20 protein-coding genes are annotated in these 21,582 nt (G+C 61.2%); 15 read left to right on the top strand and 5 right to left on the bottom strand.

The features are described from left to right. Positions 1-5 precede the first annotated feature (5 nt). The gene (locus HUK73_RS03245) at positions 6-518 is read right to left on the bottom strand and encodes a flavin reductase family protein (RefSeq protein WP_369805424.1); all 513 of its coding nucleotides are present in this window, start codon (positions 516-518) and stop codon (positions 6-8) included. A 360-nt stretch (positions 519-878) separates the two neighbouring features. Here HUK73_RS03245 and HUK73_RS03240 point away from each other — a divergent pair, with 360 nt between their 5' ends. Genes HUK73_RS03240 through HUK73_RS03230 form a run of 3 tightly spaced genes read left to right on the top strand, consistent with a single transcriptional unit; the run spans position 879 to position 3,575 of the window. Next, positions 879-1,898: a phosphotransferase family protein gene (locus HUK73_RS03240; protein ID WP_176590619.1), complete on the top strand. Its 1,020-nt coding sequence runs from the start codon at positions 879-881 to the stop codon at positions 1,896-1,898. Further along, complete coding sequence (locus HUK73_RS03235) at positions 1,891-2,265, top strand: DUF6285 domain-containing protein (RefSeq protein ID WP_176590618.1); 375 nt, start codon at positions 1,891-1,893, stop codon at positions 2,263-2,265. Before HUK73_RS03240 ends, HUK73_RS03235 begins: the two co-directional genes overlap by 8 nt. 14 nt (positions 2,266-2,279) lie before the next feature. Further along, entirely contained in the window at positions 2,280-3,575 is a 1,296-nt protein-coding gene (locus tag HUK73_RS03230) for an acyl-CoA dehydrogenase family protein (protein WP_176590617.1), read from the top strand. Positions 3,576-3,591: 16 nt separating this feature from the next. On the opposite strand, the gene HUK73_RS03225 is transcribed toward HUK73_RS03230, so the two are convergent. Next, complete coding sequence (locus HUK73_RS03225) at positions 3,592-4,155, bottom strand: carboxymuconolactone decarboxylase family protein (protein WP_176590616.1); 564 nt, start codon at positions 4,153-4,155, stop codon at positions 3,592-3,594. A gap of 232 nt (positions 4,156-4,387) precedes the next feature. Between HUK73_RS03225 and HUK73_RS03220 the strand changes: the two genes are divergently transcribed. Together HUK73_RS03220 and HUK73_RS03215 are read left to right on the top strand one after the other, a co-directional pair. Beyond that, positions 4,388-4,783, top strand: coding sequence for an EthD domain-containing protein (locus HUK73_RS03220; RefSeq protein WP_176590615.1), 396 nt, complete (start codon positions 4,388-4,390; stop codon positions 4,781-4,783). Positions 4,784-4,786: 3 nt separating this feature from the next. Next, a complete protein-coding gene (locus HUK73_RS03215) occupies positions 4,787-5,527 on the top strand; it encodes an SDR family NAD(P)-dependent oxidoreductase (protein ID WP_176590614.1) in 741 nt (246 codons plus the stop codon). Positions 5,528-5,622: 95 nt separating this feature from the next. Here the strand turns inward: HUK73_RS03215 and HUK73_RS03210 are convergent, their stop codons facing one another. The 3 genes from HUK73_RS03210 to HUK73_RS03200 are packed head-to-tail and all read right to left on the bottom strand — an operon-like array spanning position 5,623 to position 9,167. After that, positions 5,623-6,783 (bottom strand): acyl-CoA dehydrogenase family protein, encoded by a 1,161-nt coding sequence (locus HUK73_RS03210; RefSeq protein WP_176590613.1) that lies wholly within the window; start codon positions 6,781-6,783, stop codon positions 5,623-5,625. Positions 6,784-6,831: 48 nt separating this feature from the next. Further along, positions 6,832-7,983 (bottom strand): CaiB/BaiF CoA-transferase family protein, encoded by a 1,152-nt coding sequence (locus HUK73_RS03205; RefSeq protein WP_304413750.1) that lies wholly within the window; start codon positions 7,981-7,983, stop codon positions 6,832-6,834. 5 nt (positions 7,984-7,988) lie between these two features. After that, the gene (locus HUK73_RS03200) at positions 7,989-9,167 is read right to left on the bottom strand and encodes an acyl-CoA dehydrogenase family protein (protein ID WP_255325911.1); all 1,179 of its coding nucleotides are present in this window, start codon (positions 9,165-9,167) and stop codon (positions 7,989-7,991) included. Between the two features lie 275 nt (positions 9,168-9,442). Here HUK73_RS03200 and HUK73_RS03195 point away from each other — a divergent pair, with 275 nt between their 5' ends. The 10 genes from HUK73_RS03195 to HUK73_RS03150 all read left to right on the top strand — a co-directional run bounded on the left by HUK73_RS03195 (position 9,443) and on the right by HUK73_RS03150 (position 21,515). Next, positions 9,443-11,707, top strand: coding sequence for a TonB-dependent receptor (locus tag HUK73_RS03195; protein ID WP_176590612.1), 2,265 nt, complete (start codon positions 9,443-9,445; stop codon positions 11,705-11,707). A 114-nt stretch (positions 11,708-11,821) separates the two neighbouring features. Next, positions 11,822-13,123, top strand: coding sequence for a CaiB/BaiF CoA-transferase family protein (locus tag HUK73_RS03190; protein ID WP_176590611.1), 1,302 nt, complete (start codon positions 11,822-11,824; stop codon positions 13,121-13,123). Next, positions 13,120-13,995 carry a MaoC/PaaZ C-terminal domain-containing protein gene (locus HUK73_RS03185; protein ID WP_176590610.1) on the top strand — a complete coding sequence of 292 codons (876 nt, stop codon included), beginning with the start codon at positions 13,120-13,122 and terminating at the stop codon, positions 13,993-13,995. The genes HUK73_RS03190 and HUK73_RS03185 overlap by 4 nt, the downstream gene beginning before the upstream one ends. Positions 13,996-14,135: 140 nt before the next feature. Then, the gene (locus HUK73_RS03180; RefSeq protein ID WP_218036205.1) at positions 14,136-15,308 is read left to right on the top strand and encodes a serine hydrolase domain-containing protein; all 1,173 of its coding nucleotides are present in this window, start codon (positions 14,136-14,138) and stop codon (positions 15,306-15,308) included. Between the two features lie 23 nt (positions 15,309-15,331). Continuing rightward, positions 15,332-16,102 carry an SDR family NAD(P)-dependent oxidoreductase gene (locus tag HUK73_RS03175; RefSeq protein ID WP_176590608.1) on the top strand — a complete coding sequence of 257 codons (771 nt, stop codon included), beginning with the start codon at positions 15,332-15,334 and terminating at the stop codon, positions 16,100-16,102. Beyond that, positions 16,084-16,482: a Zn-ribbon domain-containing OB-fold protein gene (locus HUK73_RS03170; protein ID WP_255326176.1), complete on the top strand. Its 399-nt coding sequence runs from the start codon at positions 16,084-16,086 to the stop codon at positions 16,480-16,482. Before HUK73_RS03175 ends, HUK73_RS03170 begins: the two co-directional genes overlap by 19 nt. Then, positions 16,479-17,633 carry a thiolase gene (locus HUK73_RS03165; protein ID WP_176590606.1) on the top strand — a complete coding sequence of 385 codons (1,155 nt, stop codon included), beginning with the start codon at positions 16,479-16,481 and terminating at the stop codon, positions 17,631-17,633. The genes HUK73_RS03170 and HUK73_RS03165 overlap by 4 nt, the downstream gene beginning before the upstream one ends. A 105-nt stretch (positions 17,634-17,738) precedes the next feature. After that, positions 17,739-18,026, top strand: a complete 288-nt coding sequence (locus HUK73_RS03160) for a putative quinol monooxygenase (protein WP_176590605.1) — start codon at positions 17,739-17,741, stop codon at positions 18,024-18,026. Between the two features lie 107 nt (positions 18,027-18,133). After that, positions 18,134-19,795 carry a GMC family oxidoreductase gene (locus HUK73_RS03155; protein ID WP_176590604.1) on the top strand — a complete coding sequence of 554 codons (1,662 nt, stop codon included), beginning with the start codon at positions 18,134-18,136 and terminating at the stop codon, positions 19,793-19,795. 40 nt (positions 19,796-19,835) lie between these two features. Then, complete coding sequence (locus tag HUK73_RS03150; protein ID WP_255326175.1) at positions 19,836-21,515, top strand: fatty acid--CoA ligase; 1,680 nt, start codon at positions 19,836-19,838, stop codon at positions 21,513-21,515. Positions 21,516-21,582: the final 67 nt, after the last annotated feature.

The following is a 21,582-nucleotide window of genomic DNA, read 5'->3' as shown; positions in this document are numbered from 1 at the left end:
GCATATCAGCGAGCCTCCTTCCCGGCGACACCGACATAGCTTCCCCGATGGAACAGCAGCGCGTCTCTGTCACCGGATCGGCCCATGGCCTCCACCGCACCCACGACGAGCCAATGGTCCCCAATCTCGATCACCCGGTCGATTGCGCAGTCCATCCAGGCAACGACCTCGTCCAGCAACGGCTGGCCGGAGGGAGAAAAGCCGTGAACGAGGCCCGCGAACTTGTCCTCCGCCCTGACGGCGAACCGATCGCACAGGTCCAGCTGATGCGTGCCCAGAATGTTGACGCAGAAGCGCCCTGCCCGGCCGATGGGCGGCCAGCTGGTCGACATCTTATCGGGGAAGAAGCCGATCAACGGGGGCGAAAGCGAGATGGAGGTCAGCGATCCAACCACCATCGCCCGACGCCGCCCCTCATCGTCCGTCGCTGTCACGTCGGATACGCCAGTGGGATAGGCGCTCATCATCGTGCGATATTCGCGCAGCTCGAACGGGGCGCGAAGAAGCAGTTCATCCACGTCGGCTCTCCTTGATCACACGGATCGGCTTGCGGTCCGCTCCTTTGGCGGACAGGCCCATTCTCTATCGAAGACGGAACGATCCGCAGCGAAAATCGCCACCGCTGGTCAAGCCATCAGATGAATGATGCCTGATCTTCCGGACCCCAAGGCATTACATCCGTGATGATCTATTTGCGTGCTGTTGCAGGCACGCGCTGTATAGCCTTTCCTGCAAGAGCGGTCCGAGCCGACGACGAAGCGGAAGAGAAGGAGAGAAGATATGGCTGGCCAGCCTGTTCATCAGATAATGACCATACGCCGTCTCAGCCGCACTTTGATGCTTCCCCGGCGCATCGCATCCAGCTGCGGGAACGACTGATGGACAGCGCGAAAATTCTTGCGACCTTGTCGGCGAAGGCAGAACGGCTTGCCCCGGGCGGGGGCGCCATTGAGGGGCTGCGGCAATTGTCCGGCGGCGCGAGCATGGAAACCTGGCTTTTCGACGTATCTGGCAACGGCCATAGCGAAAAGCTGATCCTGCGGCGCGAACCCGACGACAGGAGCGCCGACGGCCGCGGTATCGGCCTGCTGCGCGAGGCGGCGCTCATCGCCCATGTCAACAAGGCGCAGGTGCCCGTCCCGCAGATCCGGCACATATTCGCACCGGAAGACGGAATCGGCACCGCCCTGGTCATGACCTTCATCGCGGGCGAAGCGCTTCCCCAGCGGATCATGCGCGATCCCCATCATGCCTCGGCCCGTGAAGCCTATGCCCGAAACGCCGGACATATCCTCGCCGAAATTCACGCCCTCGACTGGCAGAATCTTGGCCTTCCGCTGCAACAACCGGCCGCGATGGTCGCCGATCTGGAAAGCCGCTATCGCCAGACATCGATCCGGCGGCCCGTGTTCGAATATGCGTTCCGGTGGCTGGCCGACAACATGCCGCCGCCGGTCGGTCAGCCGACACTGGTTCACGGCGATTTTCGCACCGGTAACCTGATGCTCGGGCCTGACTCCATCATCGGCGTGCTCGACTGGGAGGTCTGTCATGTCGGCGATCCGGTCGAGGATCTTGCCTGGCTCTGCATGCCAAGCTGGCGGTTCGGCGCCCTCGACAAGCCGGTTGGCGGGATCGGGCAATTCGCTGACCTTGAAAACGCCTATACCGCCGCATCGGGGCGCCGCATCGACCCGGCACGGTTTCGTTTCTGGAGCATCGTTTCATTACTGCGATGGGGGGGAATGTGCGCTGATATGGGGCAATGGGTGCTGGACGGCGTGGATCGCTCGCTGGAGCGCCATGTAATCGCGCGACGCGCATCCGAAACGGAACTGGACCTTTTGGTGGCGCTGGATGTTCGACGCTCGCTGGACGGAGGCATAGCCGATGCTTGATCGCCCCGGTCCTGACAACTTCCTGACCGCCGTCATTGCCACCCTGCGCAGCGTGATCGAACATCTGCCCGCCCGCAAACAGTTCGAGGTCCGCGTCGCGATCAACGCGCTGGGCCTCGTCCAGCGCGAATTATCGCTGGGCATTGCGAGCGAAACCAGAGAACGCGCCCGTCTTCAGGCTCTGCTGGGAATGGACGGCGATCTGGAAATGTTGAACGAGGCGCTTTGCGTCCAGCTGCGCGAAAAGGGTGCCGACGGCATGAACGCGCAGGTTGCAGCGCATCTTTGGGAAACGACGCTGGAGAAGATCCGTGTCGACCAGCCCAACTATCCCACCTTGCGGACATTGTCCGACGACAAAGACTGATGGAGAGGTATGGTATGGATTTCTCACTTCCCGATGAACTGACTCAATATCTCGCGAAGATCGACGCCTTCATCGAAAGCGAGATCAAGCCTCTCGAAGAAGCCGACGACAATATCCGCTTCTTCGATCACCGTCGGGAATGGGCACGGACGAATTTCGAGGAGGGTGGCCTGCCCCGCCATGAGTGGGAGGAACTGCTGGAAGAGGCCAAGCGGCGCGCCGACAAGGCAGGCTTCCTGCGCTTCGCCCTGCCCGGCGAATATGGCGGCAGCAATGGGTCGAACCTCTGGATGACGGTCATCCGCGAGCATCTGGCCGCCCGCGGGCTGGGTTTGCACAACGACCTTCAGAACGAACATTCAATCGTTGGCAATTTCCCGTCTGTTATCATGCTGCGCGATTTCGGATCGGCTGAGCAAAAGGACGTCTTCATCCCCGGAATATTGGATCGCAAGCTGTTCCTGGCGTTCGGCCTGACCGAGCCCGATCATGGTTCTGACGCGACGCACATGGAAACGCGCGCCGTTCCGGAAATGCGCGAAGGCAAGGCCGGATGGCGCATCGACGGCGGCAAGATGTGGACCACGGGCATGCACACCGCGACGCATGTCATCATCTTCGCCAGGACCGCTGGCGACGATGGCGATGCGAAAGGTATAACCGCCTTTCTTGTCCCCACCGACACGCCGGGCATCACGGTCGAGGAATATCTCTGGACGTTCAACATGCCGACCGATCATCCCCGTGTCAGCTTTTCGAACCTGTGGGTCGACGACAGCTGCATCTTCGGTCCGCCTGATCGCGGCCTGGCGCTGGCCCAGGCATTCGTGCACGAAAACCGTATCAGGCAGGCCGCCTCCTCTCTGGGCGCCGCGGCCTATTGCGTCGAGGAATCTGTGCGCTATGCCCGCGCGCGCAAGCCGTTCGGCGAGGAACTGGCCCGCAACCAGGCGATCCAGTGGCCGCTGGTCGAACTGGCGACGCAGATCGAGATGCTGCGCCTGTTGATCCGCAAGACCGCCTGGGAAATGGACCAGATGCCGCATCCCGAAGTGGAAAAGCGCATCTCCGACAAGGTCAGCATGTGCAATTATTGGGCAAACCGCCTCTGCTGCGAGGCGGCGGACCGGGCCATGCAGGTGCATGGCGGCATCGGCTATTCACGCCACAAGCCCTTCGAGCATATCTATCGCCACCATCGCCGCTATCGCATCACGGAAGGGTCTGAGGAAATCCAGATGCGAAAGGTCGCCAGCTATCTGTTCGGCTATCTCGGCCCCCGCAAGGGCCAGATTCCGCCGCCGCGCTGAAGCCGGGCCAGCGCCCTCAGCCCAGAGGGCGCTCGACCCGGTCATGGCCCCAAGGCGTGACCCGTTCACCGTCGCCGGGTACCCGGAAGGTGTCGACCAGCATTTCCGTGACCTTGAGCGTTGCGAAGAAGCGGCCGAAACCGACGCAATAGGCGCAATACATGCCCAGTTCGACGATCTCGCCATCGCTGAAATAGCGCCGCAACTCGTCATATGCCCTGTCGTCGATCCCGAAATGATTGACGGCCAGCAGGTCGGCGAAACGCAGCGCCGCACGCTCCTGATCCGTCAGATCATCCGCCTCCTCCGGCCGTTCGAGCGAGCAGACCAGATCCTCCGTCACCACATCTTCGGGCTGATAGCGGACGGCCATGCAGGTCCGGCACTGATTGTGAAAGCCGATGCGCAGGCGGACCAGTTCCATGAGGCGCCCCGGCAATGTCCCGGTCGTCAGGATCTTTTCGGCCAGCCCCTTCATGGCGGCGAGCGCGTCGGGCCGATGGGACAGCACGGCATCGACATGGTCCAGAACGTTCGCGACCGGATGGTCTGGACTGTCCACGGTGCTTATGCGCGTCATGACCTTCTCCTTCGAATTTCATCTGATATGCTGCAACGGCGCGTTTATCCGCCCGCCTTTGATGCTTCGTCAAAGTCCGCATGCCGAAATCACCTGCATGATGAATGGAAGTCGAACTGAACGGCCAGTCGACAATCCTCGCGAAATGCGGTCGATTTGTTCCGCACCGCCATCGCTGGCTGCGGGCCCCGGCAAAGCCGGGCTCGCCCACCGGAAGCCCAGGAGAGCATCGATGTTCAAGACCATAGGACTGTTCAAACGCAAGTCGGGCATGTCGATGCAGGATTTCCGGGACTATTATGAAAATCGTCACAGCCAGATGGCCCGTTATGTGCCGCAGTTGCGCCGTTACAGCCGCACCTATCTGGAGGCCTATCGCGAACCGTTCACGGGCCAGCTGGTCGAACCGGAATTCGATGTCATTACCGAGATGTGGTATGACGACCGGGCCTCTTTCGAGGAGGCGATGCTCCTGCTGACGGAGCCTGCCCTGAAACAGGCGTTCGAGGAGGATGAGGAGAATTTCTTCGACCGCAGCCGCAATCGCTTCCTGCTAGCGGAAGAATGCGTGTCTCAATTGCCGGAATTGCGCACCGATCATCTCGCCTCCATCGGCGGCAGGTGCTGAACCATGTCCCGGCTGGCTGACAAGGTCGTCATCGTAACCGGCGGCACGCGTGGCATGGGCGAAGCGATTGCGCGTGCATGCGTGGCGGAAGGCGCGCGGGTCGTCATCGGCGGCAGGGACGGCGCGGCGGGCCGGTCAATCGCCGCGTCGCTGGACGACCGTGCCATCTACATGCCGATGGACGTGGCGGATGAACGCGATTGGGAGCGGGTTGTCAGCGGCACGCTGGAACGCTTCGGCGCCATCACATCGCTGGTCAACAATGCCGGCCGTCCGGAACTGTCCGCCATAGAGAATATCAGCGCGGATACGGCCGAAGCCGTGTTCCGCGTCAACCAGCTGGGTCCTTTGCTGGGAATGAAGCATGTCGTCGGGCCGATGCGAGCCGCGGGTGGCGGTTCGATCATCAACATCGGTTCCGTCAGTTTCGTCAAGGCTATCCCACAACAGGCCGTCTATGGGGCGACGAAAGGCGCGATTGTCGGCATGTCGCGTTCCGCTTCGGCAGAACTTGCCCCGGGCAATATCCGGGTCAATGTGATCCATCCAGGCTTTTTCGACACGAAATTGCTGCATGACGCATCGGGGGGACAAGGCCTGGCGATGGGCGCGCAAATGGTGCCCCTCGGCCGGACGGCCGCGACACGGGAAATCGTCGGCGCGGCGCTGTACCTGCTGTCCGACGAAAGCAGCTATGTCACCGGCGCGGAGCTCCGTGTCGATGGCGGCTTCGGCATAAGTTGAGGGACTCCGAGCCCGATGAACTCATCGGGCTTGGAGACGCGCGCTCCCCCCTTTTTGTTGTCGCATCATTTACGCGCTGCGGCCGGACATTGCGTTCAGCCGCGCTGATCGAAACGCCGACCGATCATGGCGCTCGTAATATTCGTCTTTTGTATGTCGATAGCGCCGCCCGCGATCCCCCAACCCCAGGCATCGCGCAACCGCCGTTCCATCGGAAACTCGCTGGAATAGCCATAAGCGCCCATCAACTGCACCGCATGGCCCGTCACCTCGCGCGAAATTTCATTGGCGAAACATTTGGCGAGCGACGATTCCAGCACCGACGGCAGGCCCTTTTCCGAATTGGCCGCCGCGCGATAGATCAGCAGGCGAGCCGCATCGACGCGCATCTGCATTTCCGCAAGGCGCAACTGCACGGCCTGGAAATCCACGATCGGCTTTCCGAACTGCCGGCGTTCCTGGACATAGGCCAGCACATCCTCCAGCGCGCCCGATGCCTGGCCAAGCGACATGGTCGCATTGCCGCAGCGTTCCAGATCGAAGGCTTCCATCAATTTGCGGAAGCCGCCGGCCGGAACAATGATGTTTTCGCGCGGCACGTGGGCATCGTCGAAATACAGGTCGCTGGAAGGAACGCCGCGAAATCCCATCAGCGTCTCATTCGGCCCGAATGTCAGGCCCGGCGCGTCCTTTTCCACATAGACCGCGCCGATCCCCTTGGCGCCGGGATCGTCGGACATGCGGCAATAAACCACATAGCCGTCGGCATGGCCGCCACCCGAGCACCAACGTTTCGTGCCGTTCAACACCACTTCGTCGCCACGAATCTCCGCCCGCGTCTTGAGGTCCGTCAACGCGCTGCCCGCATCGGGTTCCGACATGGAGACAGCAACGACGATCTCGCCTCTACACACTTTCGGAATCACACGGCGCTTGAGCGCTTCGCTGCCGAAATGCTCAATCGCGCGCACCGGGCCCACGCAGGATTCGAAGATCGGAAAGGCCACGGCGGAGGAAATCTTGGCGAACTCCTCTACAACGATGAGAGCTTCCAGATTGCCAAGGCCAAGGCCCCCATATTCAGGCGCGACATTGACGCCCAGAAAGCCCTGCTCAGCATAGCGCCGGATCAACTCCTGCGATGGCGGCGCATTTCGGTTCTCCAGATCGCGCGCGATATCGGGCAATTCGTTGCGCGCGAAATTGCGGGCGGCTTCCTGCAGGGATTGTTGATCGTCGTTCAGTGTGAAGTCCATCGTCTCACTCTATCGTCATGATGGTCGATTTGCCCCAAAAGGGCGATGTCAGTCCTGTAAGGGGTCAATGCCGAGCGCAGCGATCGCCCGGTCGTCATATCCTATCGAACGAAGCACTTGGACGCTGTCGGCACCAATCGGGCGGGAGCCGTGCGCAATATGGGATGGCGTGCGGGAAAAGCGCGGCGCTGGCGCGGCCTGCATGACCCCATCGACCTCCACGAACACATTTCGCGCCACATTCGCCGGATGGGCGAAGGATTCCTCAAAATCCAGAATGGGCGCCAGGCAGGCGTCCGAACCCTCCATGATCGCGGCCCATTCGTCGCGGCTCTTCATCGCAATGCGCTCCGCGATCAATTCCTTCTGGCGCGGCCAGCCGTCGCGGTCGCTTTGATCGAACTGAGCGGGATCGAGGCCAAGCCGCTCGATCAACTGGCGGTGAAACTGAGGCTCGATAGCGCCGATGGCGACATATTTGCCATCCGCGCAGGTGAAGCTGTCATAGAAATAGGCGCCGCCATCCAGCAGATTGGATTCAGGCTCATCGATCCAGGCGCCGCCTGCGCGCAGGCTGTGCATCAACCAGAGCTGCTGCGCGGCGCCATCCACCATCGCGCAGTCGACGACCTGTCCCGCACCCGAACGCTGCGCCTCCAACATCGCCGCCAATATGCCCATGGCCGCCAGCATGCCGCCACCGCCCATGTCGCCGACCAGATTGAGCGGTGCGAGCGGCCGTTCCCCCTTCCTGGCAAAAGCGCGCAACGCGCCGGACAGCGCAATATAGTTGATGTCATGGCCGGCGGACTGGGCAAGCGGGCCTTCCTGCCCCCATCCGGTCATCCTCGCGAAAACGAGGCGTGGATTGCGCGCGAGACAAGCTTCGGGACCGATGCCCAGCTTTTCGCACACGCCGGGACGATAGGGGTCGATCAGGGCGTCGGCCTCATCGACGATGCGCATCAAAGCTTCGCGATGCGCGGTATCCTTGATATCGAGCGCGACCGACTTCTTCCCCCGCAGGCTGACGTCGGTTTTCTGGCTGAGCGGTTGCGCACCGGGCCGTTCGATGCGGATCACCTCCGCCCCCATGTCGGCCAGCATCATCGTCGCCATCGGCGCAGGGCCGATGCCTGCCAGTTCCACGATCCTGAATCCGGTCAACGGCCCCATCTGCTGCATATCCTTCGCTGTCATGGCCATCAAAAATTGCGGATGTTGAACGGCTGATAGCGATCGGACAGCATCTCGCGCGCGATGATCATCTTCATGATCTCGGAACTGCCGGCATAGATGGTCGCGATCCGCGCATCGGTATATTGGCGGCTTATCGGATATTCATCCATATAGCCGGCGCCACCATGCAACTGCACGCCCAGATCAGCCGCATCGATAGCGAGTTCGCTGGTCGTCAGCTTAACTCTCGCCGCGTCCTCTGCGGTCAACTGGCCCGCGTTGAAGGACCGCACACACTGGTCCAGATAGCATTGAGCGACATCAAGGCGGGTACGCATCTCCGCCATTTTGAACTGCGTATTCTGCTTGTCCGCGAGCGGACGCCCGAAGACATGCCGATCCAGCACAAAATCGCGGGTCAGGTCCCACGACAGTTGCGCCGCCGCAAGATAGCCGGTCGATCCGATCAGCCGCTCTTCGGCAAGGCCCACCATAAGGTGCTTGAAGCCTTCACCGACCCGGCCGAGGACATTTTCCTTGGGCACACGCACGTCGTTGAAATAGAGTTCCGCCGTGTCCTGGGCCATCTTGCCCATCTTCGCCAGCTTGCGACCCCGCTCGAAACCGTCCATGCCGCGCTCGACAACGAACAGCGTCATGTGATGCTTCTGATCCGGCTCCCCCGTCTTGGCGGCGACGACCACGACATCGGCGTTGATCCCGTTGGAGATATAGGTTTTGGCGCCGTTCAGCACCCAATGATCGTCATGCTCCACCGCGCGCGTCTTGATCGCGGCCAGGTCGCTGCCGGCGGCAGGTTCCGACATGGCGATCGCAAGAATTTTCCTGCCCGACACGAAGTCGGGCAGGAACCGATCAAGCTGCGCCTCGGTCCCGAAGCGCGTGAAATAGGGCGCGACCAGCCGCGAATGCAGCGTACAATACCAATCGGCGGTCCGCGCATAGGCGTTTTCCTCGATGATGATCTGCTCGAACCGGAAGTCCCGATCACCGATGCCGCCATATTTCTCGTCCGGCCAGATCATGAGCAGGCCCTGCTCGCCCGCCTTCTGAAAGAGGGAGCGGTCGACGATGCCATCCTTCCTCCATTGCTCCATGTGAGGGACCACCTCTTCCGTCAGGAAACGGCGGTAGGTCTGGCGGAACATTCCCTGTTCTTCAGTGAAATCGCGCGGCAGCATCATTTTCGCTTTCTGGACTGTCCATGCATCAATGAACCGGCCGTCCGAAACATGGGACCGGATGCTTTTGCGATTAGGCCAGCCGATCCGCTTTGACCAGAAATTCGGGCAAACAATATATTTGTGATGTAATGGTCGATGAATGGCGCGGCATCCGTGAAGCGCCCAATTCGGTGACATCATATATTTGATGGATCGCGCACCATCTGCATTTCGAATTGTCCTGACCGACCTACAGGCCGATTAAGGCCGCGATAAATATCTCGGGAGGATGTTAGATGAAACATGTACTCATTCGCGCGCTCGGCACGATTTCGATGGCCTCGACCTTCGCGCTTTCGGGCCTGGCCCATGGGCAGACGGCAGCGGAACAGGATGGATCGGCAGCGCCCCTCGGCGTTGGCGACATCATCGTCACCGCGCAACGCCGCGCCGAAAACATCAATTCCATTCCCCAGGCCATTTCGGCGGTCGGCGGCGAGGAATTGCAGAACCGCCAGATCACGGCCCTGGACGAAGTCCGCGCGCTCGTGCCGGACCTGAAGGCGGCGTCTTCCTACGGGACCACGCTTGCGTCAGCATTCACCATTCGCGGCATCGGGCCGGCCAATCAGTACAACCTCAACGTCCAACAGCCGGTCGGCACCTATATGGACGAAATCTATCAGACCTATCTGCCCGCGCCGGGCGTCCAGATGTTCGACCTTGCCCGCGTCGAGGTACTCAAGGGGCCGCAGGGCACGCTTTACGGACGTAACACAACAGGCGGCGCGGTGAGCTTCATCTCCAACGACCCCAAGCTCGCGAAGGGCGAGATGAACGGCTATGTTCGGTTGGGTTATGGCAGCTTCAACCGTTTCCTGACGGAAGCGGCCAGCGACATCACCTTCATCGACGATGTGCTGGGCCTGCGCCTCGCCGTTTTCCGCGAAAGTCAGCATGGGTTCATCCGGAACGTGGGCACTTCCGGCCCACGCTATTATGGCGATTCGACCTCGACCCAAGGCCGCGCTACCCTGCTGTTCCGTCCCGACGACACAACGGATATCGAACTCAAATTCTACGCCAACGACTTCGATGGAACCATATCCTCCGGGTTCAGCGACGGCATCTTGCCAGGTCACACGAATTTCGGCGGCTATTCCCGGAGCGGCTTGAGCAATCGAGAAGCAGAACTCAGCTATAATCGCGATCCGGAGGCCAGTTCCTGGCAAAGCGGCCTGACCATCAACAAGACACTGGGCGACGTCAAGATGACATCCATCACGTCCTACCAGAAGAGCAAATCCATTCTGCGCAACGATTGCGACGGGTCACCGTCCGATCTGTGCATCGCGAACTTCGCCTCTCGCGGGGACCAGTTCAGTCAGGACGTTCGCGGCCAGTTGAAGAACGACCTGCTGACGCTTACCGCGGGCGCCTTCTACGCAAAGGACAGTTTCGATCTCACGTCCAATGTCGGCTTTGCGGGCACCACCTTCCTGGAAAACAGCTTCGAACAGGATCGCAGGACCTATGGCGCCTTTGCCGATGCCACCATCGCGGTCGCCGACAGCTTCGAACTGACGGGCGGCGTCCGCCAGACATGGGATCGCACCCGCATCTCGAAGATGCGCACGCTGCTGCTGGACGCCCTGTATGGCGACCCGATCGGCATGACCATCCCGAGCTTCGGCCCCTATGTGCCGAACAGCTACTATCCCGATGTCACTCGCAAGTCCGACGGGCTGAGCGGACGCGCCATCGCCACCTACAAGTTCAACGGCAGCATGATCTATGCAAGCTACAGCCATGGCTATCGCAATGGCGCATTCAATGGAGTCCAGTTCTTTTCCCCCGCCGAGCTGAGCTATGTTGGCCCGGAAAAGGTCGACAACTTCGAGCTCGGCACGAAGCTGAGGCTGGCGGGCGGCGACGTCCAGCTGAACATCACGGGATATTATACCAAGATCAAGAACCAGCAGGTCCTGACTCAATTCAACATTCCCGCCACGCCGACATCGCCGGGCATCAGCTATCCAGGCCTGACCGGACTCGACGGGCGCGTCTATGGGGTGGAGGCCCAGGCCAATGCACGGCTGTCCTCGCGGCTAAACGCGTCGTTCTCGCTCAGCGCACTCAATTCGCGATATGACAATGGACCCGATCAGATCGTCAACAGCTGGAATGTGGGCGGCAACCGCTTCCCGTCCGCGCCGAAATTCTCGGCCGTCGGCGGCGTGCAATATGCCCTGATCAACGAGGGCGACCGCAAGCTGACCATCGACACGAATATTTCCTACAGCAGCCAGATATTCTTCGATCCTGAAAATGGTGAAACGAGCTTAGGGAAGCTGCTGGTGGAAGGGCAGAAGGCCTATGCGCTGGTCGACGCCAACCTCACCTATTCGACCGGCCACATCACGTTGGGCGCCTATGTCCGGAATCTGGCCAACAAGCTTTATTACAGCCAGGGCCAGAATACCGAACAGTCCTTCGGCAACGACCTGAACTGGCGGGGGCGTCCCCGCTCCATCGGCGTCACGGCCAAGCTCGATTTCTGATGATCCCCCTCCCCCGCCTCGCCTGCGCGTTGTCGTCCACGGCTATTCCCGTGGCGGCGGCGACGGGCCACCGTAATACCCCTGCTCCGACATATCAGCGTCTGTGAGGCTTTCATGGCTGGCAATGCAACATCCCACGACATCGAACGCGCCGGCCCGCTGGCGGATATTCGCGTCCTCGATCTGACCCGGGTGATAGCCGGTCCGCTGGCGACCCAGATCATCGGCGATCTTGGCGCGGACATAGTGAAAATCGAAAGGCCCAATGGCGGCGACGATTCCCGCCATATCGGCCCGCCATGGATGCCCGGCGGGGCAGAGGCGAAACTGAAGGATTCGACTTACTATCATTCGGTCAATCGCAACAAGCGGTCCATGACCGTGGATTTTTCCAATCCCAGATGGTGCGAAATCCTGCGGGAAATGGCAAAGCGTTGCGACGTGTTTGTCGAAAATTTCCGGCCGGGAACCCTGCGCAAATATGGGTTGGACTATGAGAATCTGAAGCAGCTCAATCCCGGGTTGATTTATTGTTCCCTGTCAGGCTTCGGCCAGGATGGTCCCTATTCTTCCCGATCGGGCTATGACTATCTCGCGCAAGGCATGAGCGGACTAATGACCGTGACCGGGCATCCGGAGGACATGCCGGGCGGCGGCCCCATGCGTGTCGGCATCCCGCTGGTCGACATCCTCTCCGGCATGAACGCGGCGACCGCGATCATCGCTGCGATCCGGCACAGGGACCGGATGGGTGAAGGGCAGCATATCGACATATCCCTCTTCGAATCCGCCATCGCGAGCATGTTGAACCCCACATCGGCCTGGTTGAACAGCCAGCATTCGATCGGGCTGACATCCAACGATCATCCAAGCGCAGCGCCTTATGGGATATTCGAGGTGGACGATGGCCATCTTATCATCGCCACTTTCAGCGACCGCGAATTTGTCCGCCTTGCAAAAGCTCTGGGGCATGAGGAATGGATAGAGGACCCCCGTTTCGCACAGAACGAGGCGCGGGTAGCCAATCGCGAAACGCTCAAGCAGTTTGTGACACACGCCCTCCGAGGACGGACGCGCGCCGAATGGACCGATCTTCTCAATGCAGCGACCGTGTCATGCGGGCCGATAAACAAGATGGAAGATCTGGAACTGGACCCGCAGGTCATTGCCCGGGAAATCCTTGTTTCCATGGACCGCGACGCCGGAATACCGGTCAGGACGATCGCCAGCCCGCTGCGCTTTTCTTCATCTCCTGCATCCTATCGCCGGCCTCCGCCCGCACCGGGGGAGCACACCGCCGAAATATTGCATGAGTATTTTGACCTGACGGAAGAGGAAATAGCCTCGCTTTACGGCGCGTGCGATGCCGATAGTGCGGGGCGTGAGCACAATAGGTACAAGCAGGCGGAAACATGAACATCGAAGCCTTCCGGCGTTTCAGCATTCCATCAGCGCAGGAGCGGTTTACGGCGCGTGATGCCATGCTCTACGCCCTTGGACTTGGTTATGGCAGCGATCCGGAACGCTCGGAAGAGCTGGACTATGTCTATGAGGGCAGGCTGAAGGTCCATCCAGCCGTGGCGCTCGTGCTCGGGCGCTTCGAACAATGGACGAACACGCCCGAATTGGAAATCGACTGGCGTCGCATCCTGCATGCCGAACAGTCGCTGCGGGTTTTCCGCCCGATAAAGGCGGATATCGACATTCGGGCGGAATATAGCTTCACCGGGCTTCAGGATCGGGGGCCGGATCGCGGCGCCATGCTCCATATCACAAAGAATATATTTGCGCAGGGTGAACCGGACCCTGTCGCGACAGCCGTGATGTCCTGGCTTCTTGCTGGAGACGGCGGCTTTGGCGGCGATGAAACCGTGCCATCGCTGGCTGGCCCCGCCCTGCCCTCCACCGCGCCGGACGACCAGCTGGAACTGGCGGTGCCGAACCAGGCCGCCCTGCTCTATCGCCTTAACGGTGATTACAACCCGCTTCACGCCGACCCGGCGGCCGCACGGACAGTGGGTTTCGACCGGCCGATCCTGCACGGGCTTGCCACCTACGGCTATGCATGGCGGGCGCTGGCCCGCATGACGGCGGACGGAGACGCCAACCGGATTGAATTTTTCACCGCGCGCTTCAGCAAGCCCTTCTATCCTGGCGAGACGCTGAGGACGGAAATATGGCGGCAGGGGCGAGATGTCCGGTTCCGCTGCAAATCCGTCGAACGCGATATCATCGTGCTGGACCGTGGGACGGCACGTCTGGCTGCTGGACCTTCGCCAGATATGTGATGTCCGGTCCCGTCCTTCGCGTTGCGATGCAGAGTCAGTTATGAACCCCTAAAGGATATGACGAGAGGAAGATCATGCTGCGACCGCACCTAGTCTCTGGCATCTGCTCGCCCGGATGGGAGGCGATACGAGACGCCTTCATGCGAAATTTCACGGACAAGGGCGAAATCGGCGCCAGTCTGTGCATCCATCATCAGGGGCGCGCCGTTGTCGATCTTTGGGGCGGCAATGCGAGCGAAACCAAGCCCTGGGAAGAAAATACCGTTTCGCTGGTCTTTTCCGCAACCAAGGGCGCGACTGCCCTCGCCGCGCATATGCTTGTCGAGCGCGGCGAACTCGATCTGCACAAGCCGATCAGTCATTACTGGCCCGAATTCGCTCAGGCCGGCAAGCAGGACGCCACCGTCCTGATGGCGCTCAACCACAGCGTGGGCCTGCCCGGCCTGCGCGAACCCGTGTCCCAATGGGCGTTCGAGGATTGGGATTTCATGGTCGATGCGCTGGCGCGGGAAGAACCCTTCTGGGAACCCGGCACGCGCAATGGATATCATCTGCTGACCTTCGGATGGACCGTGGGCGAACTGGTGCGCCGGGTTTCCGGCAAATCGCTGGGCGCCTTCTTCCGCGAGGAGCTTGCCGAACCCTATGCGCTGGATTTCGCCATCGGGCAGAAGGAAGGGGACGAGGATCGCGTGGCGCATATCCAACCGTTTGAACATCGCGACATGTCGAACGTCGTCGAATTCGAGCGGATGTGCCTTGAACAGCCTGAAAGCCTGCCGGCGCGCGCCATGATCAATTCGGGAGGCTACAGCCCTGTGCTGCGCGACGAGGAGACGGGGCGTTGCATCCCCGATACGCCCCGCGCCCGCAGGGCCGAACTGGGGGGAGCCGGCGGCGTGACCAATGCGCGCGGCCTTGCACGCCTCTACGCGCTGGTGGCACAGCCGGATGCCGGACCCTATTCCGCCGATCTCGTGTCGCGGATGGGACAGGTGTCGATGGCCACCCAGCGCGACGCCATCCTGCAAATCCCTACACGCTTTGCCCTGGGCTTCATGAAGTCGCTGGACAATCATCATCTGCCGCTCGGCCATATCCTGTCCGCTGTTCTGGGCGATCGCGCCTTCGGGCATGTCGGCGCGGGCGGCAGCATCGGTTTCGCCGATCCTGGCGCCGGCATGTCCTTTGGTTACACGATGAACAAAATGGGGCCGGGGATATGGCTGAATGAACGCGGCCAGTCGCTGGTCGACGCCGCCTATAAATGCCTGGGCTATCGGTCACGCGCTTCCGGCGTGTGGATAAGGTAAATCGGGACCAACGGAGAGATATCATGACAAACGACATGTCGCTGGAAAACCGGACCATCGTGGTCACTGGCGGCGCACAGGGAATCGGCCAGGCCGTTGCCAGGAAAGCCCTGTCCCTTGGCGCGAACGTCGCCGTCATCGACATGCGGCGCGAACCCATTGACGAGCTTGCGCAACAGCATCCCGACAGGCTCCTGGTCCAGACCGGCAGCGTTTCCGACGAAGCCTTCGTCCAGCAGGCCATGCAGGCGACCGTCGACCGGTTCGGGGCGATCGACGGGCTGGTCAACAATGCCGGCATCACGCGCCCGGCCATGTTGATGAAGATGGACCGCCAGCAATGGGACGACGTCATAGACGTCAACCTGACCGGCTGTTTCGTCTGCCTTCAGGCCGCCGCCACGCACATGGTCCAGCGTTTCAAGGAAAACGGCATCGGGGGCGCCATCGTGAACATCAGCTCCGACGCGGGCAGGAAGGGGACGTTGGGCCAGGTCAATTACGGCGCCGCCAAGTCCGGCGTCCTTGGCCTGACGATGAGCGCCGCGCGCGAACTCGCCCGCTATCAAGTGCGGGTGAACAGCATATTGTTCGGAGTCGTCGCCACCGAGATGACGACGACTCTGCGCACGGAGGAACGCTTCCGGGAGCGTTATCTTGAGGAAATCCCGCTGGGCCATTTCCTGGAACCGGATGTGGCGGCGCGCTCCATCGCTTTCCTGCTGTCGGACGCCTCGGCCTATATAACGGGACAGCATCTGTCCGTGAATGGCGGATGGGTGATCGGCGTATGAGCGAGCCGCAACAACAGGCGCCGATCGCCTATTATTTTCAGCAACTGGCCGCCGGCCACTTCATGATCCAGAGGTCCAGATCATCGGGGCAATATGTCTTTTATCCGCGCCTGTTCGCGCCGGGCAGCGGCGACATGGATCTGGAATGGGTGGAAGCGTCCGGCAAGGGGACGATCTATTCCAGCACGACCATTCCAAAACGCCCGCCGGAGGCCGACGAGACCCTGTCCATCATCGAACTGGAAGAGGGACCGCGCCTGCTGAGCCGGGTCATGGATGCGCCTGCGCATGAAAGCTGCATAGGCGACCCGGTAACCGCATTTATCGGAGAGGAGGATGGAAAGCCGATCCTGCTGTTCCGCCGGGAGAAACAGGCATGAGCGACGCTTTCCCAAGAGGCCGAACCGCCATTGTCGGCGCCGCGACCTATGGCATCGGCGAAATGCCGGGCTATGAAGCCATCGATCTCGCCGCGATGGCCAGCCGGCTCGCCATCGAGGATGCGGGCCTCAAGCTCAGCGATGTCGATGCGGTGTTCACCGGACTGCCGCAGGATTTCAATTCCGGCCTGACGATCGCGGAATATCTGGGCATCCAGACCAAGATGACCGAAAACAACCGGACCGGCGGCTCCGCCTTCCTGACGCATGTCGCACATGCGGCCCTGGCGCTCGACGCCGGCGCCTGCGACGTCGCCCTGATCGCTTATGGAAGCAACCAGCGGACCATGTCCAGCGGCCTCGTCAGTGCATTCGGTCCGTCGCCTGTCGAAGCGCCCTACAAACCGCGACTGCCTGTCATGGCCTATGGGCTCGCGGCGGCGCGCCACATGCATGTCTATGGCACGACGCCCGAGCAATTGGCGTCGGTGGCGGTCTCTGCGCGCCAATGGGCCAATCTCAACCCGGATGCCTTTCGCCAGGGCCCGCTCTCGATCGAAGACTGTCTTGCCAGTCGATATGTCGCCACCCCGTTACGGGTCTCGGACTGTTGCTTGGTCACCGACGGCGCCGCCGCGATCGTCATGACGCGGGCCGGTCGCGCTGCCCATCTCCGCAAGGCTCCCGTCCATGTGCTGGGAACGGCGGCGGCGGTGACGCATCGCGAAATAGCGCAGATGCCCGACCTTACCGTTACCGGGGCCGCGCAGTCGGGCCCCCGCGCCCTTGCACAGGCCCGGCTGACGCCAGCCGATGTCGATGTGGTGCAACTCTACGACGCCTTCACGATCAACACGATCTTGTTCCTGGAGGATCTGGGCTTCTGCCCCAAGGGCGAAGGCGGCCGATTTGTAGCGAGCGGCGCCATCGCACCGGGAGGGTCGTTACCCGTCAACACCAATGGCGGAGGACTTTCCTGCGTTCATCCGGGAATGTACGGCCTGTTTACGCTGGTCGAGGCCACGATGCAGCTGCGCCGCGAAGCCGGCGAACGCCAGCAGGACAGAAGCGAGATCGCCCTGTGCCATGGCAATGGCGGCGTGCTGTCCAGCCAGGTCACGACGATCCTGGGCACAGCGAACGCCCTTTGACGCATTCCGGGGCGGGCTGAAACGGCCGGTCCCGGAAGATCGAAAACATATAACAATCGGAGTGGGTCGGAACCCGCCGATAGAAGCTGAAAAGGAGAGGCGGACATGATCTTGCGGGTCTATCGCATGACCGTTGCTGATGGACGGGAGGCAGAGGTACGTGACGTGCTGAAGCGGTTGGTGGACGTCGTGCGCGACCTGCCGGGATGCGCCGGCGCAGAGGCCATGGGCGATATCGACGATCCCCGGTCCGTGTTGTTCATCGAACGGTGGGCCGATCGAGCCGCCCATGAAGCCGCATCCGCGCAAATGCCCCGCGATGCGCTCAAGGCCCTTGTCGCCTGCCTCGACACGCCGCCGGCCGCAGGCTGGTTTCAGGCCATCAACGGATGAACGCAATGACGGCAAGGCATCACATCCTTGCTGGCTGTGTCACGACCAACACTTTCCGTTGACTTGGCCTTTGGCAGTCGATCCTTTCAGGGCGAAGGAATATAAAGATGGAAACTTTCGATTACATCATTGTCGGCGCCGGTTCGGCGGGTTGTGTGCTTGCGGATCGTCTGTCGGCAGACGGCCGGTCGACCGTGCTTCTGCTCGAAGCAGGCGGCGACGACAGGCCTTTTCGGGACCTCGCAACCTTCCGCAACAAACTGATGCTCCACATTCCGGTAGGCTTTGCGCGGGCGATGCTCGATCCGGTCGTGAACTGGATGTACATGACCGAACCCGATCCAGAGACGAAAGGCCGGTCGCATTTCTGGCCCAGGGGCAAGGTTCTGGGGGGGTCCTCCTCCATCAACGGATTGCTCTATGTGCGTGGGCAGGCCGAGGATTACGATGTCTGGCGCCAATTGGGATGCGAAGGATGGGGATGGTCCGACGTGCTGCCCTATTTCCGCCGGTCGCAGGACCAGGAGCGGGGCGAGTCCGATCTGCATGGCGTGGGCGGGCCGCTGACCGTCAGCGACATCCGCGCCGACAATCCCACCTCTGACGCGGTGATGGAGGCGTGCGTGCAGGCCGGCATGCCCATTTCCACGGACATCAACGGCTGGGACCAGCATGGCGTCAGCCCCTATCAGGCGACCACGCGCAAGGGGCGCCGCTGCTCTACCGCCGTTGCCTATCTGCACCCGGCAATGCGCCGCTCCAATCTGAAGGTCGTGACGTCGGCCCTGGCCAGCCGCATAGTTTTCAAGGGCAAGCGCGCCACAGGCATCGATTATCGCAAGGGGAACGTAACGCACCGCGTCCACGCCGGGCGGGAGGTCATTCTGTGCGGCGGCGCGATCAATTCCCCGCAACTGCTCGAACTGTCGGGCGTAGGAAACGCGGCACGGTTGCGCGAGCTCGATATTTCGGTTGTCGCCGACCTTCCCGGGGTGGGTGAAAATCTTCAGGACCATTTCGTGGTTGCATCCCGCTATCGATTGAAAAACAGTACTTATTCATTCAACAGATCCGCGCATGGCGCCCGGTTTTTCTGGGAAGTGGGCAAGTATCTGGTTTCCCGGCGGGGCCTGCTGTCCCACGTCCCATCCCATGTCGCCGCCTTCTGCAAGTCCAGCCCCGACCTCGACAGCCCGGACCTGCAATTTCATATCCATCCCGCCTCAACCGATTATGAAGCGATGGCGAAAACAGGCCGCATGACACTGGACAAGGTGCCCGGCCTGACATTCGGCGTTTGCCAGCTTCGCCCCGAAAGCCGGGGCTCGATCCACCTCAAATCGTCGGACCCGGCACAGCACCCGTCCATCCAACCCCACTATCTGACGAGCGAGACGGATCGCGCCGTGACTGTCGCTGGCCTGAAATGGACCCGGAAGATCGTGGAGCAGCCCGCGCTTGCCCCTCATATCGATCATGAAATCGTGCCCGGCCCCGCGGTAGCCAGCGATGAACAACTGCTGGATTATGCGCGAACGGCCGGAACGACCATCTTTCATCCCGTGGGAACCTGCAAGATGGGAAGGGACGATCTGGCCGTGGTCGATCCGCAATTGCGCGTTCGGGGTATCGATGGCCTTCGTGTCGTCGACGCGTCCGTCATGCCGCGACTCGTGTCGGGCAATACCAATGCGCCGGTCGTCATGATCGCGGAAAAGGCCGCCGACATCATTCTTGGCCGGACCGGCGTCGGCATACAGGCCGCATGATCGATCAGGGCGGCGTATGGCAGGACAAGGAAATATGAAGATGGATTCCGACACAGCTGAAGCGGCGACGAATTTTCTACCAAGGCCCGCCGATCTGCCGGATCATGCCGCCTATAGCGGCGCCGCCGAACCACCGCTTTCCCCTGATCTGCATCACGACCTCGCCGCCATGCGGACATTGCCCGACATTGCCCGGCATCATGCGAAACAGCGGCGTGACAAGGAAGCGCTGCTGTTCGAGGGGCGAACGCAAAGCTACGGGGAATTCGACCTTTCCACCAACCGCGTCGCGAACGCCCTGCTGGCCCATGGCCTCGGCAAGGGGGACCGCATCGCCTATGTCGGCAAGAACAGCGACCTCTATTTCGAATTGATGTTCGGGGCGGCCAAGGCCGGCGTCGTTCTGGTTTCCATCAACTGGCGCCTGGCCAGCGAGGAAATCCGCTTCATCATCGAGGATTCGGGATCGCTGCTGGTGTTTTCGGGGCCGGAAACGCTCTCCACAGTGCTGGAGGCGACGGGGGATCGCCAGCTCATAGCCATGGAACGGGCCGATGGCGGGCATCCCGCCTTCCCGGCATGGCGCGATGCCGCAGACGATTCCGATCCCGACATGGTCATCGGGCCGGATGACGTCTTCCTTCAACTCTACACATCCGGAACGACCGGCTTTCCCAAGGGCGTGCTCATCACCCATGAAAATGTCCTAGGCATCCGGCGCGCGCAGATCCTGTCCGGACGGCCATGGTTCGACTGGACTGCGGATGACGTCTGCCTGGTGGCGACGCCAGTGGGGCATATCGGCGGTTCGGGCTGGGGCATCATCGGCCTTTATGCGGGCGCGAAAAATGTGATCGCGCGCGAATTTTCGCCCGACGCCATATTGAGCCAGATGGAACAGCATGTCGTTTCCAAGATTTTCCTTGTCCCATCGGCCATGCAGATCATCATTCGCGATCCACGGATAAAGAAGGTCAATTTTTCCCGCCTGCGTTACATTCTCTATTCCTCCTCGCCCATTCCGCTCGACCTGCTGCGCGAAAGCATGGACGCTTTTGGATGCGGCTTCATCCAGTCCTACGGCCTGACTGAAACCGCCGGCGGCGTGACCCATCTGCCGCCCTATGACCATGATCCGTCCGGCAATCGCAAGATGCGGTCGGCTGGCATTCCCATGCCCGGCGCGGAAATTGCCATCATAGGCGAAGACGGCCAATTCCTTCCGTTTGACGAGGTTGGTGAAATCGTCTGTCGCGGCAGCTTCGCGACGCAGGGCTATTGGAACCGTCCGGACGCCACTGCCGACCTGTTCGTCGGCAATGGCTGGCTGCGGACTGGCGACGCCGGCTATCTCGACACTGACGGCTATCTGTACCTGCATGACCGGATCAAGGACATGATCGTATCCGGAGGAGAAAATATCTACCCGGCCGAGGTTGAAAACGCCATCTACGGCCATCCCGACGTGGCCGAAGTGGCCGTGATCGGCATCCCGGACGATAAATGGGGAGAGACAGTCAAAGCCGTTGTCGTTGCGCGTCCCGGCAGCAGTCCGACAGCCGAAGGCATCATTGCCTATGCGCGTGAGAAAATCGCGAAATTCAAATGCCCCCGATCGGTCGATTTCGTCGATGAAATCCCCAAAAACCCATCCGGCAAGATCCTGCGCCGGAAAATAAGGGAGCCCTATTGGGAAGGTGCGGCAAGACGTATAAACTGAACTGACCCACAATATTTCCAAGCCTGTCGAAATTTGGGGCGGAGAATGATGTTTCATTCTCCGCCCC

It is taken from the genome of Sphingobium sp. EM0848, assembly GCF_013375555.1.
GTDB lineage: Bacteria > Pseudomonadota > Alphaproteobacteria > Sphingomonadales > Sphingomonadaceae > Sphingobium.
Note: the sequence above shows the minus strand (reverse complement) of the source record. Positions and strands in the feature narration are given on the sequence as shown.

Coding starts and splice junctions, on each gene's coding strand:
- HUK73_RS03155 (WP_176590604.1), top strand. CDS start 18,134: ATGGAAACTTTCGATTACATCATTGTCGGCGCCGGTTCGGCGGGTTGT.
- HUK73_RS03180 (WP_218036205.1), top strand. CDS start 14,136: ATGCGAAATTTCACGGACAAGGGCGAAATCGGCGCCAGTCTGTGCATC.
- HUK73_RS03205 (WP_304413750.1), bottom strand. CDS start 7,983: ATGACAGCGAAGGATATGCAGCAGATGGGGCCGTTGACCGGATTCAGG.
- HUK73_RS03190 (WP_176590611.1), top strand. CDS start 11,822: ATGGCTGGCAATGCAACATCCCACGACATCGAACGCGCCGGCCCGCTG.
- HUK73_RS03235 (WP_176590618.1), top strand. CDS start 1,891: ATGCTTGATCGCCCCGGTCCTGACAACTTCCTGACCGCCGTCATTGCC.
- HUK73_RS03230 (WP_176590617.1), top strand. CDS start 2,280: ATGGATTTCTCACTTCCCGATGAACTGACTCAATATCTCGCGAAGATC.
- HUK73_RS03240 (WP_176590619.1), top strand. CDS start 879: ATGGACAGCGCGAAAATTCTTGCGACCTTGTCGGCGAAGGCAGAACGG.
- HUK73_RS03185 (WP_176590610.1), top strand. CDS start 13,120: ATGAACATCGAAGCCTTCCGGCGTTTCAGCATTCCATCAGCGCAGGAG.
- HUK73_RS03220 (WP_176590615.1), top strand. CDS start 4,388: ATGTTCAAGACCATAGGACTGTTCAAACGCAAGTCGGGCATGTCGATG.
- HUK73_RS03225 (WP_176590616.1), bottom strand. CDS start 4,155: ATGACGCGCATAAGCACCGTGGACAGTCCAGACCATCCGGTCGCGAAC.
- HUK73_RS03165 (WP_176590606.1), top strand. CDS start 16,479: ATGAGCGACGCTTTCCCAAGAGGCCGAACCGCCATTGTCGGCGCCGCG.
- HUK73_RS03175 (WP_176590608.1), top strand. CDS start 15,332: ATGACAAACGACATGTCGCTGGAAAACCGGACCATCGTGGTCACTGGC.
- HUK73_RS03170 (WP_255326176.1), top strand. CDS start 16,084: ATGGGTGATCGGCGTATGAGCGAGCCGCAACAACAGGCGCCGATCGCC.
- HUK73_RS03150 (WP_255326175.1), top strand. CDS start 19,836: ATGGATTCCGACACAGCTGAAGCGGCGACGAATTTTCTACCAAGGCCC.
- HUK73_RS03215 (WP_176590614.1), top strand. CDS start 4,787: ATGTCCCGGCTGGCTGACAAGGTCGTCATCGTAACCGGCGGCACGCGT.
- HUK73_RS03160 (WP_176590605.1), top strand. CDS start 17,739: ATGATCTTGCGGGTCTATCGCATGACCGTTGCTGATGGACGGGAGGCA.
- HUK73_RS03200 (WP_255325911.1), bottom strand. CDS start 9,167: ATGATGCTGCCGCGCGATTTCACTGAAGAACAGGGAATGTTCCGCCAG.
- HUK73_RS03195 (WP_176590612.1), top strand. CDS start 9,443: ATGAAACATGTACTCATTCGCGCGCTCGGCACGATTTCGATGGCCTCG.
- HUK73_RS03210 (WP_176590613.1), bottom strand. CDS start 6,783: ATGGACTTCACACTGAACGACGATCAACAATCCCTGCAGGAAGCCGCC.